This window comes from Pseudomonas sp. YA1, assembly GCF_058680555.1.
Window position 1 is genome coordinate 19824 of record NZ_JBZWBG010000027.1, and the last position, 13783, is coordinate 33606.

The window sequence follows — 13783 nt, forward strand, 5'->3', positions numbered from 1 at the left end:
GGTCATGAACAGCATCGGTCCCGCCAGCCTTTCCGGCTGGTCTGCGCGTTACCCGAACAACCAGCGGCAAGCCAGCACCGAGATCGGCAACGGCGATCTGCTGAAACCGCGCCCCGCCCTCGGCACGCCATTGCGCAACGAGGCCGCCGATCCCGCCACGGAGTCCGCCCGCCAGGCCCTGGACGAGGGTTTCGCGAAGCTGAACCTGACGCTGAAGCAGAACCAGGCGAATGCCACTGCCGGCGCCGGCGAAGGCAAGTCGGCCTATGACGAGTTCAAGGAGTACATGCAGAAATCGCCCGCCGAGCGGATGCGCGAGCAGGTCCTGAAGAGCCTCGGCCTGACCGAGGAGGAACTGGACGCGATGCCGCCGGAGAAACGCGAACAGGTGGAGAAAGGCATCGGCGAACGCATGCGCGAGATGATCGCCATGCAGAACGGCCAGGCGCCGGGACGGCAAGAGGACCCGACGCAGGCCGGCGCGACGCTGAACGCCTGGATCTGAGCCAGGCGCGCGCCAGTCTCTCAGCGCTGCCGGGCGACGACGCGCTTGGCGTAGCTGGCGCGCTCCATCTCGCGCACTTCGACGCTGACCTGCACGCCCTCCTCGCCGCCGCCCGCCACCGCTCCGGCGAGCACCTCGCCGAGCGCCTCGCCCAGCGCCTGGCGGGTCGCCGCGTCGCGCCCGTCGAGGATCGACAGGCAGGCATGCAGGTAGGCGCGCTCGACCGCCGCGGTTCCCTGCCGGTAGGCCTCCAGGGTGACGAAGCGCGACTTGATGTCCGCCTCGCCGAATTGCCCGGAAGCGAACAGCGCGGCATTGGCCTGCTCCAGCAGTTCGCCGGGGGACGTTTCGAGGCGGAGGTTGGCAGTGGCTTCGATAACGAGATGCGGCATGCTGGCGGGCCTTGCGGGGAATGGAGAGCGGGATTCTAGCGGCTCGACGAGCGATGCGACAGCCGGCCTGCGCCTGCGTGGCTCAGTCAACCCGGCGGCCGCGAAAGCCCGCGCGTAGATGGCGCGGATCAGCGCGTCTCGCAGGCCTGCCGCTGGCCCTTGGCCGGCGTGTACAGGTAGCCGGGCGTGTCGCCCGCCTGGCGGTACAGGACCGAACCGTCGCTATAGGAAATCGCGCTCAGCGCCTGGCCATCGGCGAGGCTGCGGACATCGCCGCCCAGCGACTGGACGCTGCTGCCGTCGGGCAGCTTGAGGCTGGCGAAACCGTCGATCACCTCGAGTTTGCCGAAGTCTCCGCAGTGCAACGCCAGCGGCCCGGAAGCGGCCTTCCGGTCCGACGATGAATCCCCGCAACCGCCCAGCAGCGACAGAACCAACAACGCGGGGAGAACAGCGGGCTTCATCGGGGAGTCCTTTGCGGATGAGCGGAAGACGGGACTCTACCACCTGCCGGGCGGCGGGAAAAACCGCTTCGGCGTACGCTGTCATGCAACGGCAGGCGCACCTGTGAGACAATTCGCCGAATGCCAGGCATCACACCCCGCCTTCATCGCGCTACAGCCACGTCATGACGCTGGCTGCGGCACTCCACGAATGCCCGCAGGATCGACCCATGCTCCAGATGGAGCGCAGCGGAAAGCCGAGAACCGGTAGCAGACCGGTATCGCCACGGTCCAGGCGTGCGTAAGTCCTCTATAGGTAAAGAAGTTGATCTCCACCGCGAATATCACCATGCAGTTCGGCGCCAAGCCGCTGTTCGAGAACGTTTCCGTCAAGTTCGGCAACGGCAACCGCTACGGCCTGATCGGCGCCAACGGTTGCGGCAAGTCGACCTTCATGAAGATCCTCGGCAACGACCTGGAGCCGAGCGCCGGCCAGGTCATGCTGGAACCCAACGTGCGCCTGGGCAAGCTGCGCCAGGACCAGTTCGCCTACGAGGACTTCAGCGTCATCGATACGGTGATCATGGGCCACGAGGAACTCTGGGCGGTGAAGGCCGAGCGCGACCGCATCTACTCGCTGCCGGAAATGAGCGAGGCAGATGGCATGGCGGTGGCCGAGCTGGAAGTCCAGTTCGCCGAGTTCGACGGCTACACCGCCGAGTCCCGCGCCGGCGAGCTGCTGCTCGGCCTGGGCATCCCGCTGGAGCAGCACTTCGGCCCGATGAGCGCCGTCGCCCCCGGCTGGAAGCTGCGCGTGCTGCTGGCCCAGGCGCTGTTCTCGGACCCGGACGTGCTGCTGCTCGACGAACCGACCAACCACCTGGACATCAACACCATCCGCTGGCTGGAAGGCGTGCTCACCGCGCGCAACAGCACCATGATCATCATTTCCCACGATCGCCACTTCCTGAACAGCGTCTGCACCCACATGGCCGACCTGGACTACGGCGAGCTGCGCCTGTTCCCGGGCAACTACGACGAGTACATGACCGCCGCCGAACAGGCCCGCGAGCGCCTGCTGTCGGACAACGCCAAGAAGAAGGCGCAGATCGCCGAGCTGCAATCCTTCGTCAGCCGCTTCTCGGCCAACGCCTCCAAGGCCAAGCAGGCCACCAGCCGCGCCCGGCAGATCGACAAGATCCAGCTGGAAGAGGTCAAGCCGTCCAGCCGGGTCAGCCCGTTCATCCGCTTCGAGCAATACAAGAAGCTGCACCGCCAGGCGGTGACCGTGGAAAACATCAGCAAGGGCTATGACGGCAAGCCGCTGTTCAAAGGCCTGAGCCTGCAGGTCGAGGCCGGCGAGCGCGTCGCCATCATCGGCCCCAACGGCATCGGCAAGACCACCCTGTTGCGCTGCCTGGTCGGCGACCTGCCGGTGGACGGCGGCGAGGTGAAATGGACCGACAGCGCCGACGTCGGCTATTTCGCCCAGGACCATGCCGACGACTTCGCCGACGACATGAGCCTGTTCGACTGGATGGCCCAGTGGACCCAGGGCGGCGAACAACTGGTGCGCGGCACCCTCGGCCGCATGCTGTTCTCCAACGACGAGATCAAGAAGTCGGTGAAAGTGATCTCCGGCGGCGAGCAGGGCCGCATGCTGTTCGGCCGGCTGATCCTCAAGCGTCCCAACGTGCTGGTGATGGACGAGCCGACCAACCACCTGGACATGGAGTCCATCGAGGCGCTGAACCTGGCGCTGGACAACTATCCGGGCACGCTGATCTTCGTCAGCCACGACCGCGAATTCGTTTCCTCGCTGGCTACCCGCATCATCGAGCTGGGCGAGAACGGCGTGACCGACTTCAGCGGCAGCTATGACGACTACCTGCGCAGCCAGGGCGTGATCGTCTGAGTCCCCGTCGCGCAACGCAAAAGCCCCGCATCCGCGGGGCTTTTTCATTCCGGCATGGACGCGCAGGGCCTATGGGGAGCGCGACTCAGTCGACGTAGCCGGCCATCATCGCCGCGCGGGTCGCCAGGCGCTGGCCCTCGGCGATCTTCTCGCGCTGTTCGGCGGTCAGCTCGCGGGGCGGGTGGTCCTTGATGTAGGCAGCCACGTTCACCCCGATGTAGACGATCAGGGCGGCGGCGATCAGGACGTTCTTCGGATTGATGTCCGAGCGCCGCTTGCAGGCTTCGCAGATGCCGTTCTCGACGAGACGGGTCGCTCGGGCGCCGCAGTTGCGGCAGTAACACGCGCTCACAGGCCGGTTCCTTGTGCTTGTAATTGTCCGGTCAATCTACACGCAGCGCGCCGCTGCGCACAACGCGAAAACCCCGCCGAAGCGGGGTTTTCCGATGACGCGGGGATCAGGCCGCGGCGAACTGCCCGGCGATCTGCCGGCGGGCGGCGGCGATGGCCTGGGCGCGGGGCTCCTCGCCATAGGCCAGGCCTTCGGCGCGAACCACTTCGATATCGGTGATGCCGAAGAAGCCCAGCACGGTGCGCAGGTAGCCTTCGTGGGCCGCGCCGGTCGGCTGGCCGGCATGCACGCCACCGGCGGTGGAGACGATCACCACCTTCTTGTCGCCGGCCAGGCCAACCGGGCCGTTCTCGGTGTAGCGGAAGGTCTTGCCGGCGACCGCGATGCGATCGATCCAGGCCTTGAGCTGGCTGGAGATGGTGAAGTTGTACATCGGCGCGCCGATGACCACGACGTCGGCGGCGAGGAACTCTTCCAGCACTTCTTCACCCACCGCGACTTCATGCTTCAGCGCGGCATCGCGCAGCTCCGCCGGGGTGCTGCCGGCGGCCAGGGTCAGGGCGGAGAAATGCGCCACCGCGTCGGCGGCCAGGTCGCGGTAGGTGACGTCAAGCCCGTCTTCGTTCTGCCGCCAGGCCTGGACCAGCTCGGCGCTCAGTTGGCGGGAAGCGGAGGCGTCGCCGAGGATGCTGGAATCGATATGCAAAAGTTTCATGTCTCGCTCCTGAAAGTGGGGGATCGCAGTGTGGCGATCGAGTGGTTTGCATCCTACCGGCAAGGCCAATCGACGATTAGTCGGCAGAAACATGACTATTCGTCCCACACATAGGACAATCTGTTTTTCCCCCAGCGGAGCGCCTGCATGCCCCACGACCTCAACGACCTCTACTACTTCGCCAAGGTGGTGGAATGCGGCGGCTTCGCTGCGGCCGGACGCGAGACGGGCATTCCCAAGTCACGCCTGTCGCGGCGCATCGCCGAACTGGAGGAGCGCCTCCAGGTGCGCCTGCTGCACCGCACGACGCGCAAGCTGGCGCTCACGGAGGTCGGCGAACGCTACCTGCAGCACTGTCGCAACCTGCTGCTGGAGGCGGAGATGGCCGACCAGGTGATCGCCGAGCTGAGCGCCGAGCCGCGTGGCCGGCTGCGCCTTTCCGCACCGGTGGCCATGGCCTCGAGCAACCTGGCCGACCTGTTGCCGCGGTTTCTCGAACGGCATCCGCAGGTCCAGCTGGAAATCCTCCTGACCAACCGCCGGGTCGACCTGCTCAACGAGGGGGTGGACGTGGCCCTGCGCGTGCGCGAACTCGGCGACGAGGATCCCGCGCTGGTCTGCCGGCGCCTGGCCCCGGCGACCACGCAGATCCTCGCCGCCCCGTCGCTGATCGCCGGGCGTCGCCTGGAACATCCGGTAGACCTCGAGGACCTGCCCTTCCTCGGCGCCATCCACAACGACCGCAAGGTCCACGCGACCCTGATCGGGCCGGACGGCAGCCGCTACCAGTTGGAACGCGAACCGCGCCTGGGCGTCGACGACTTCATCCTGCGCAAGAAAGCCGCCGTGGCCGGCCTCGGCGTCACCCTGCTGCCCGAAGGCTACTGCGACAGGGAACTGGCCGATGGCAGCCTGGTGCGCATCCTGCCGCAGTGGACCTTGCCGAAAAGCACCATGCAGGCCGCCTACCTGCCGCGCAGCAGCCAGATTCCGGCGATCCGTGCTTTGATCGACTTTCTCGTGGAAGCCCTGCAACGCCCCTCGGGCGAGACCGGCCCGGCCTACCGCCGCGCCCGCGAGTGAGCCGCGCCGTTCAGCCGATCCACTGCAACAGCGCGGCGGACAGGCGCCCGCCGAGCAGGCTGTCGAGCCAGAACAGCTGGTGCAGCAGGACGATGCCCCAGAACACCAGTTGGAACGAGAGCTTGCGGGTCTTGTGGCGGAACGCCTGCTGCGCGACCAGCGCGCCAGGCCAGCCGCCAAGCAGCTCGAACAGGTGCAGGCGGACCTCCGGGGTACGCCAGTCGCCGCGTGCGGCGCTGCGCTTGTCCTGCCAGTAGAGGGCGAATGCGAGCAGGCTGGCCAGCGGATAGGCCAGCAGCGGCCAGAGGGCCTGTCCGTCCAGGTACATCCGCCAGGCGCCGGCGGCCGGCAGCACGCAGAGGATCAGCAGGACCAGCAGCTTCGCCAACGGGCGCTGCAACGCGCTCGGCGGAGTCGGCGCCGGCCGCGCCTGGGCCCGCGTCACCGGCGCCTGGGCGCCACGGCGGACAGTCGGCGGATCGAGGGTCAGCGCGTCCAGCCGCGCCCTCTCGGCGCGCAGGCGGCCCTGGGCGTCCTGGCTGGCGAGGAACCACACCTGGTCGCCCTGGCGGGGACGGCGGTCGCCGCGGAACGCGGAGATATGCAGGAAGACTTCTTCCCCGCCGGTCTTCGGCAGGATGAAGCCGAAGCCCTTGTCGTCGTACCAGCGGCTGATCATGCCCGGCTTTTCCATATCCACTCGCTCGCTACCCGTTTCGCGCTGCATTCTAGCCACCCACGGCGGCCAGGCGAAAAAAAGCGCGGCTCGCGCCGCGCCTTTTACCTGGTTCCCGGGCCTCACATTTCGCCGGCGGTGCTCCAGTCGATCAGGTGGAATTGCCAGGTCGCCAGGATCAGCAGGCCGAAGGCGATCCGGTACCAGGCGAAAGCCGCGTAGCTGTGGTTGCCGATGAACTTCAGCAAGGCACGCACCGCCACCATGGCGAAGACGAACGAGGTGACGAAGCCGACGGCGAACACCGGCAGGTCTTCGGGGCGGAACAGGTCGCGGTACTTGTAGCCGGAATAGACCGCGGCGCCGACCATGGTCGGCATCGCCAGGAAGAACGAGAACTCGGTGGCCGCCTTGCGCGAAAGGCCGAACAGCAGGCCGCCGATGATGGTCGCGCCGGACCGCGAGGTGCCAGGGACCATCGCCAGGCACTGGGCACAGCCGATCTTCAGGGCGTCCTTCCAGGTCATGTCGTCGACGTGTTCGGCATGGATCACATGCTTCCGGCGCTCGGCCCAGAGCATGACCACCCCGCCCACCACCAGCGCCAGGGCGACGGTGATCGGATTGAACAGCCACTCGTGGATCAGGTCGGCGAACAGGACGCCGAGGACTACCGCCGGGAAGAACGCGATCAGCAGGTTGGCGGTGAAACGCTGGGCCTGGCGCTGGCTCGGCAGGTCACGGACGACTTGAAAGATCTTTCCCCGAAATTCCCAGACGACAGCGAGGATCGCCGCCAGCTGGATGATGATGTTGAACGCCTTGGCGCGTTCGCCGCCGAAGCCGATGAGGTCGGCGACGATGATCTGGTGCCCGGTGCTGGAAATCGGCAGGAACTCGGTCAGCCCCTCCACGACGCCCAGGATGAACGCCTGGAAAGCAGTCCACCACTCCATGTTTCTCCCCCTTCTACTACTGTCCCGAACGAGCTTTCGTTGTTCTCGGCGATACACTTGCCGTCTTTTATGAAGGCCTTACGACTCCGAAGAACCCGACCAGTTCCCCCACTGCCGAAGTCGAAACCGGCGGGCATGCTACCAGAGCGGCCGGCAAAGAATCTTGGAATTGTTGCCGGCCGGCGTCCGAACGAATCCGTCCGCCCCCCCCTTTTTCCCAGGCCTTCGCGAAGCGCCGGATACATTCGCTACAATGCGTCCTCGTCGCATGAGGGCCTTCCGTGTCACCCCTTGAACTCTTCGCCGCTTCGCTCGGCGCCATCGCCGTCTACCTGACCGTCCGCCAGAATCCCTGGTGCTGGCCCATCGGACTGGTGATGGTGGCGCTCTACGCCTGGATATTCTTCGAGGTGAAGCTTTATTCGGACATGCTCCTGCAAATGGTCTACGCGGCGCTGCAGCTCTATGGCTGGTGGCAGTGGACCCGCGGCGGGCAGGACCACGACGGCCGCGCGGTGAGCCGCCTGAACGCCGCGCAGCGCCTCTATGGGCTCGGTGCGGGCCTGGCCGGCAGCGTCGCGCTCGGTTACCTGATGGCCAACCACACCGATGCCGCCAGTCCCTGGTGGGACGCCGGGCTGACCGCCTTCAGCCTGGTGGCGCAATGCTGGATGGCGCAGAAGCGCCTGGAATGCTGGGCCCTGTGGATCGCCGTGGACGTGCTGTTCGTGGCGCTTTTCGCCAGCAAGGCGCTGTACCTGACCGCCGCCCTCTATGCCCTCTTCACCCTGCTGGCGATCCACGGCTGGCGGACCTGGCGCCGCGACCCGGCATTGCGCGAGGGCGTCGCCGCATGAAGGTGCTGGTGCTCACCGGGCCCGAGTCGAGCGGCAAGAGCTGGCTTGCGGAACAGCTCCAGGCCCGCTTCGGCGGCCGGGTGGTCGGCGAGTACGTCCGCCACTTCATCGACGAACAGCGCCGCGACACCCGCTACGCCGACATCCCCGCCATCGCCCGCGGGCAACTGGCCTGGGAGGATGCCGCCCGCGCGGAGCGGCCGGCGCTGCTGGTCCTCGACACCCACCTGCTGAGCAACATCCTCTGGAGCCGGATTCTCTTCGGCGACTGCCCGGACTGGCTCGAACCCGCCCTGCTGCGGCGGCGCTACGACCTGCACCTGCTGCTCTCGCCGGAAGGCGTGGCCTGGAGCGCCGACGGCCAGCGCTGCCAGCCGGAACTGGCGCAGCGCCAGGCCTTCCACCGCGAATGCCAAGCCTGGCTGGAGCGGCATCGGCAACCCTACCGCGCCATCGCCGGCGACTGGGCCGAGCGCCGGCGCCAGGCTTTCGCCGCAGTGCAAGGGCTGCTCCAGGACGGCTGAAGGGCCGGCCCTGTCACGCCGCCGATACACCGCCAGCGCGCTCCGGGCCTTGGCGCAGAGCGTTTCGCGACGGCACCGCGGAAAGCTGTCTCGGCGCTGAAACAGCTCCAGGCGCGTCCCCGGCAGGCTTCGCCCCCTGGTTGGCGGGCCTGCTGTTGCACGGATGCAACACTGTCCGCCAGGTTCCCCCGGCACTCACGGCCAAGTCCTTGATGGACAAGGAAAGCGCAAAACCGGCACGCCCCATGCTCGCTCCCTGCCAACGCTGATTAGGGCTCAGCGCCAACGAAGGAAGCGCCATCATGTCGGGGAGTTCGCTACGCATCGTCGTTCCAGCGCTGCTGGTCATCGTCGGCTCCGTGCCGGCGAACCTCCCGCCCGCGCATGCGGCGGACGGCACGATCGTCGTCCAGCGCCAGGTCCAGCCACGGGTCGCCTACCGTCCGAGCATGGTGCCCGACCCACATCCCACCGTCGTCGACACCAACGTCTCCGCCGAGGTCAACGCCCTCGCCAACGGGGCGGCCAGCGGCAATACCGTGAGCCGCGAACTGGGCGATGCCGACTTCGCCATCGTGACCAGCGGTTCCGGGATTCGCAGCATGATTCTCCCCGGCGGCGCCCTGCCGGGTTTCGCCAACCAGCCGGCGAACCCGGCGACGGTCCAGGCCGTCGGCAACCTCGGCACCACCCACGGCGCGGGAGGCGGCGCCGGCGCCGGCCTCGCCGGGCAGATCAACGGCAGCCTCAAGCAGGGCCTGGCGCCGCTGCAGATGCTCGGGGGTGGTCAATGAAGCGCCTGTCCGCCCTCCTCCTCGCCTTCGCCTGTATCGCGTCGCTCCAGGCCGACCCGCTGGCCTCACGCAATCGCGCCAGCATCGATGCCAGCGGCACCTACCGCGGCAACTTCGCCCTCAACCAGGCCGCCGGCGACGCCCAGCAACAGAGCAACGTTCGTGTCGTCGCGGTCGGCTCCGCGGCCCTCGTCGGCAGCGACCAGCGCCAGCATCTGCAACTCGACGCCAGCCAGCCGATCGCGGCCAGCGCCAGCATCTCGGGGGCGGCGCTGCGCGGCAGCGGCATCCTCGGCGTCAACCAGGGCGCCGGCCTCGGCAACCAACAGATCAACGCCTTCCGGCTGAGCGTCAGCAACGGCCCGGAAAGCCTGGATGACAGCGTTCTCGCACAAAGCGTGGCGCTGACCAAAGTCTCCGGTTCGGCCACTCCGGTCCCGGGAGGACGCAGCGTCTCGACGGACGATCGCGCCTTCGCCGGGAGCAGCGGCGTGGTGCAGGTGAACCAGAGCGCTGGGGTGGGCAATCAGTCGATGAACACCCTCAGCGTCAGGGTCATGGAATGACTCTGCCAAGCCAACACAAGCCCAACACTAAGCACAGAAATGCAAGGAGAAACGCCATGAAAGCGACTATGGTCCTGACCCCGCTGGCCCTGGCAATGGCTGCAGTGCTGTCGGTATCGGCCTACGCCGGAAACGAAGGTGGCTGGCACCCGCCGAAACCCAACCCGCAGTCGAACAACAAGGGCGGAGCCACGGCCCTGGTGGTGGATACGCAGCAGAACTACAACAACAAGGTCAGCAACTTCGGCACGCTGAACAATGCCTCGGTGAGCGGCTCGATCAAGGATGCCTCGGGCAACGTCGGGGTCAACGTCGCCGCCGGCGACAACAACCAGCAGGCCAACGCCGCCGCGCTGGCCAGCGCCGACGCCAGCTTCGTGTTCGGCACCGCGACCGCCAGCACCAGCGTGCTGCAGAGCGGCTACGGCAATACGCTGAACAACTACTCCAACCCCAACACCGCATCGCTGAGCAACTCGGCCAACAACGTCTCGGGCAATCTGGGCGTGAACGTCGCCGCCGGCAACTTCAACCAGCAGAAGAACGACCTGGCCGCCGCCGTCTCCAACGGCCAGTACAGCACTGCCGGTAGCGCCGCGTCGCAGACCTCCACCGGCAACACCACCGTCAACAGCGCCAACTACGCCTATGGCGGCACCTATGTGTCGCTGAAGCTGAACGCCGACGGCAGCTACAAGGGCACCTCCGACCAGATCGGCAACGTCTACCTCGACACCTGGGAAGGCCAGACCCATCCGGGCGGCAGCAATACCGGCCACATCGACGTGGACAGCCAGGCCCAGGGCGCCAAGGACCTGAACCACGACGGCGGCGCGTTCGCCTTCAAGGAAAAGGGCGACGTCGACCTGAAAGGCACGGTGTCCGGCTTCATCCCGGCGATCGTCGGCTTCAAGACCCCGGTCACCAACAACGCCAGCCTGAGCAACTCGTTGCAGAACGTCTCGGGCAACGTCGGGGTGAACATCGCCGCCGGTGGCGGCAACCAGCAGAGCAACTCCCTGTCCATCGCCGCCGGTTGCAGCAGCTGCCCGGCCGGTGGCGAGAGCCTTGGCTTCTGATCCTGGCCCAGGGGTTCCGGCACCAGCCGGAACCCTTTTCCATCCGACACAGGAATCGGCCATGCGCACGCTCATCCTTTCCCTGCTGCTGCTCGTCGACCTCACCGCCCAGGCGGCGACCCTCGGCTTTCCCGCCCTGCCCGGCGGCGGCCTGGTCTACAAGCAGGTGCAGAGCATCCGCGAGCGGCGCTTCGCCGACCTGGTCGAGCAGAAGACCGATTTCAGCTGCGGCGCCGCGGCTCTCGCGACCATCCTGGAGAAGGCCTACGGCGCCCCGCTCGACGAGCAGGCGGTGATCCAGGGCATGCTCGCCCACGCCGACCCGGAGATCGTCCGCACCCAGGGCTTCTCCATGCTCGACATGAAGCGCTACGTCGAATCCATGGGCATGCGCGCGCGCGGCTACCGGATCGAGGCGGCGCAACTGGAACAACTGAAGATACCCGCCATCGTGCTGATGGAAATCCGCGGCTACAAGCACTTCGTCGTCCTGCAACGCACCCAGGGCGAGTACGTGTACGTGGGTGACCCGGCGCTGGGGCACAAACGCTACGCGCTGACAGAGTTCGCCAAGGGCTGGAACGGCATCGTCTTCGCCGTGATCGGCCAGGGATACGACCGCGGCAATCCGCTGCTGACGCCGCCCGAACCGCTGACCGCGCGCAATCGCCTGGACCGCTTCAAACCGGTCAGGGACGCCGAACTGATGGAGTTCGGCTTCATCCAGAGCGATTTCTTCTGATCGCAGGAGCCGGATGCTCCGGGAGCACGCCATGTACCCGCACCACTGCTTCGTCCTCGCCTGCTGCCTGGGCGCTGCGCTGCCCGCCCCCGCCAGCGACCTCTTCGCCCCCGCCGAACTGAGCGACCAGGAGCTTTCCCAGTTGCGCGGGCGCTACGTGCTGCCGGGGCGGATCGTCAGCTTCGGGGTAACCATGAGCAGCACCTGGCAGAACGCCAGCGGCCAGGTCCTCGGCGCACGCGTCGACCTGCAGGTGCGGCAGAACCTGGCGCGCCCGGTCCTCAACGTCACCCTGGTCGATCGGCCAGGCGACGCCCCGCCACCCGTCGCCGGCAACGGCCAGGTCCTCGGCGGCGCCGGACTGGCGCAGACCCAGGGGGTCAGCCAGAGCATCCGCACCGCCGGCGACCACAACAGCGCCAGCAATGGCGTCAGCATCGAGGTCCGCCACGGCGAGGCGCCGCCGCCACTGCCGGGCGGCACGCCGCTGGAAGGTGCGCTCGCCCTCAGCGGCGAGGCCGGGACGGTGAAGGTCACGCCGAACGGCGGCGCCCTGCAACTGGCGATCCAGGCCAGCGGCCAGGGCGCCAGCCTGCAAAGCCTCGGCGCCGGCGGACTGGTGCAGAGCGTGGCGCTCAGCGGAAACCGCAACCTGGTGCAGAACCTGGCGGCGCTCGAGGTGATGCTCAAGGACCGGCCGGGCGCCGATCCGGCACTGAATTGCGCCTGGGAGCAATTGCGCGCGCTGCGCCCCAGCGGCTACTGAAAGTTGATCTAGTCTGAAATCACTGTGCTATCGGAAGGCCATAAAAACGGAACGGCAAACATGACCCAGACACTCTCGCTGCGAGCTGTCCTCTGCGCCACCACCCTGGTTTCCCCGTTCCTGGCGCAGGCCGCGACGGAGTCCGAGGTCGAGGCGCTGAAGAAGGAACTCCTGGAGCTGCGCCAACGCTACGAGGCCCAGCAGAACGCCCTGATGGTCCTCGAACAGCGCGTGCGCCAGGTCGAGGCGCAACCCCAGGCGCCGCAGCCGCAACGCCTGGTCAAGTCGATCCAGCCGCCGGCGCAGGCGCGCAACGACGCCAACGCGGTCGCCGGCACCTACGGCGCCAGCCTCAAGGACGATGGCGCGCCCGCGCCCAGCGTGGAAAACATCTACCAGGACGCCAGCGGCTTCTTCGGCGGCGGCACCTTCAGCCTGGAGACCGGCCTCACCTACAGCCACTACGACACCCGCCAGTTGTTCCTCAACGGCTTCCTGGCGCTGGACTCGATCTTCCTCGGCAACATCGGCGTGGATCAGATCGATGCCGACATCTGGACCCTCGACCTGACCGGCCGCTACAACTGGAACCAGCGCTGGCAGGTGGATATCAACGCCCCGGTGGTCTATCGCGAATCGACCTACCAGTCCGCCGGCGCCGGCGGCTCAACCTCGCAGATCACCGAGAAATCGGTGACCGGCGACCCACGCCTGGGCGACGTCAGCTTCGGCGTCGCCTACAAGTTCCTCGACGAAAGCGAGAGCACCCCGGACGCGGTGGTCAGCCTGCGGGTCAAGGCGCCCACCGGCAAGGATCCCTACGGCATCAAGCTGAAGCAGGTACCGGGCAACAACAACCTCAACGTGCCCGACGACCTGCCCACCGGCAACGGCGTCTGGTCGATCACCCCGGGCATCTCGCTGGTGAAGACGGTGGACCCGGCGGTGCTGTTCGGCAGCCTGTCGTATACCTACAACTTCGAAGAGTCGTTCGACGACATCAACCCGCAGCAAGGCGTGAAGACCGGCGGCAAGGTCAAGCTCGGCAACTGGTTCCAGCTCGGCGTCGGCGTGGCCTTCGCGCTGAACGAGAAGATGAGCATGTCGTTCTCCTTCTCCGAACTGATCAGCCAGAAGAGCAAGGTCAAGCAGGACGGCCAGAGCTGGCAGACCGTCAGCGGCAGCGACGCCAACGCCGGCTACTTCGGCCTGGGCATGACCTATGCGGTGAGCAACAGGTTCAGCATCGTGCCCAGCCTGTCCATCGGCATCACTCCGGACGCGCCGGACTTCACCTTCGGCGTGAAATTCCCCTACTACTTCTGAGGGGCCACCGTTCGAGCCTGGGCATGCCTTACCCCTCGAAGGGATGCGTGAGCCTGGGAGCGGTCCTCGCCTAGCTGCGCAGGGCGGATAAC

Annotated in this window: 17 protein-coding genes; 11 read left to right on the forward strand and 6 right to left on the reverse strand. The window is 67.1% G+C overall.

Annotated features, from left to right (window positions below; all coding sequences use genetic code 11):
* Positions 1-4: 4 nt before the first annotated feature.
* A complete protein-coding gene (locus AC4OR5_RS28570) occupies positions 5-505 on the forward strand; it encodes a hypothetical protein (protein WP_003111312.1) in 501 nt (166 codons plus the stop codon).
* Positions 506-525: 20 nt separating this feature from the next.
* Here the strand turns inward: AC4OR5_RS28570 and AC4OR5_RS28575 are convergent, their stop codons facing one another.
* Together AC4OR5_RS28575 and AC4OR5_RS28580 are read right to left on the reverse strand one after the other, a co-directional pair.
* The gene (locus AC4OR5_RS28575) at positions 526-897 is read right to left on the reverse strand and encodes a 5-carboxymethyl-2-hydroxymuconate Delta-isomerase (RefSeq protein WP_003111313.1); all 372 of its coding nucleotides are present in this window, start codon (positions 895-897) and stop codon (positions 526-528) included.
* A gap of 128 nt (positions 898-1025) precedes the next feature.
* Positions 1026-1361 (reverse strand): hypothetical protein, encoded by a 336-nt coding sequence (locus tag AC4OR5_RS28580; protein WP_003111314.1) that lies wholly within the window; start codon positions 1359-1361, stop codon positions 1026-1028.
* A gap of 304 nt (positions 1362-1665) precedes the next feature.
* Here AC4OR5_RS28580 and AC4OR5_RS28585 point away from each other — a divergent pair, with 304 nt between their 5' ends.
* Entirely contained in the window at positions 1666-3255 is a 1590-nt protein-coding gene (locus AC4OR5_RS28585) for an ABC-F family ATPase (protein ID WP_003111315.1), read from the forward strand.
* Between the two features lie 85 nt (positions 3256-3340).
* On the opposite strand, the gene AC4OR5_RS28590 is transcribed toward AC4OR5_RS28585, so the two are convergent.
* Positions 3341-3607, reverse strand: a complete 267-nt coding sequence (locus AC4OR5_RS28590) for a hypothetical protein (protein WP_003088334.1) — start codon at positions 3605-3607, stop codon at positions 3341-3343.
* Positions 3608-3713: 106 nt separating this feature from the next.
* Positions 3714-4322, reverse strand: coding sequence for an FMN-dependent NADH-azoreductase AzoR2 (gene azoR2 / locus AC4OR5_RS28595; RefSeq protein ID WP_003088332.1), 609 nt, complete (start codon positions 4320-4322; stop codon positions 3714-3716).
* Positions 4323-4469: 147 nt separating this feature from the next.
* Here azoR2 and AC4OR5_RS28600 point away from each other — a divergent pair, with 147 nt between their 5' ends.
* On the forward strand, positions 4470-5405 hold the full coding sequence (locus AC4OR5_RS28600) for a LysR substrate-binding domain-containing protein (RefSeq protein WP_031686693.1): 936 nt from the start codon (positions 4470-4472) through the stop codon (positions 5403-5405).
* A gap of 10 nt (positions 5406-5415) precedes the next feature.
* On the opposite strand, the gene AC4OR5_RS28605 is transcribed toward AC4OR5_RS28600, so the two are convergent.
* Positions 5416-6132: a DUF1294 domain-containing protein gene (locus AC4OR5_RS28605; protein ID WP_003132686.1), complete on the reverse strand. Its 717-nt coding sequence runs from the start codon at positions 6130-6132 to the stop codon at positions 5416-5418.
* A gap of 71 nt (positions 6133-6203) precedes the next feature.
* Complete coding sequence (locus AC4OR5_RS28610; protein ID WP_003088326.1) at positions 6204-7037, reverse strand: undecaprenyl-diphosphate phosphatase; 834 nt, start codon at positions 7035-7037, stop codon at positions 6204-6206.
* A gap of 281 nt (positions 7038-7318) precedes the next feature.
* On the opposite strand from AC4OR5_RS28610, the gene pnuC reads away from it, so the two are divergent.
* The 8 genes from pnuC to fapF all read left to right on the forward strand — a co-directional run bounded on the left by pnuC (position 7319) and on the right by fapF (position 13691).
* Positions 7319-7894: a nicotinamide riboside transporter PnuC gene (gene pnuC / locus AC4OR5_RS28615; RefSeq protein WP_023108086.1), complete on the forward strand. Its 576-nt coding sequence runs from the start codon at positions 7319-7321 to the stop codon at positions 7892-7894.
* Positions 7891-8418 (forward strand): AAA family ATPase, encoded by a 528-nt coding sequence (locus AC4OR5_RS28620; RefSeq protein ID WP_034016544.1) that lies wholly within the window; start codon positions 7891-7893, stop codon positions 8416-8418. The genes pnuC and AC4OR5_RS28620 overlap by 4 nt, the downstream gene beginning before the upstream one ends.
* Positions 8419-8720: 302 nt before the next feature.
* Positions 8721-9212 carry a functional amyloid chaperone FapA gene (fapA, locus tag AC4OR5_RS28625; protein WP_003117397.1) on the forward strand — a complete coding sequence of 164 codons (492 nt, stop codon included), beginning with the start codon at positions 8721-8723 and terminating at the stop codon, positions 9210-9212.
* On the forward strand, positions 9209-9778 hold the full coding sequence (fapB, locus tag AC4OR5_RS28630) for a fibril amyloid subunit FapB (RefSeq protein ID WP_003111321.1): 570 nt from the start codon (positions 9209-9211) through the stop codon (positions 9776-9778). Before fapA ends, fapB begins: the two co-directional genes overlap by 4 nt.
* A gap of 56 nt (positions 9779-9834) precedes the next feature.
* Entirely contained in the window at positions 9835-10857 is a 1023-nt protein-coding gene (fapC, locus tag AC4OR5_RS28635) for an amyloid-like fimbrin subunit FapC (protein WP_023126124.1), read from the forward strand.
* 61 nt (positions 10858-10918) lie between these two features.
* The gene (gene fapD, locus AC4OR5_RS28640; protein ID WP_003117395.1) at positions 10919-11599 is read left to right on the forward strand and encodes a fibril amyloid maturation endopeptidase FapD; all 681 of its coding nucleotides are present in this window, start codon (positions 10919-10921) and stop codon (positions 11597-11599) included.
* Positions 11600-11612: 13 nt separating this feature from the next.
* Positions 11613-12365: a fibril amyloid subunit FapE gene (gene fapE, locus AC4OR5_RS28645; RefSeq protein WP_003139780.1), complete on the forward strand. Its 753-nt coding sequence runs from the start codon at positions 11613-11615 to the stop codon at positions 12363-12365.
* 60 nt (positions 12366-12425) lie between these two features.
* Positions 12426-13691 (forward strand): fibril amyloid transporter FapF, encoded by a 1266-nt coding sequence (gene fapF, locus AC4OR5_RS28650; RefSeq protein ID WP_003088309.1) that lies wholly within the window; start codon positions 12426-12428, stop codon positions 13689-13691.
* Positions 13692-13783 lie beyond the last annotated feature (92 nt).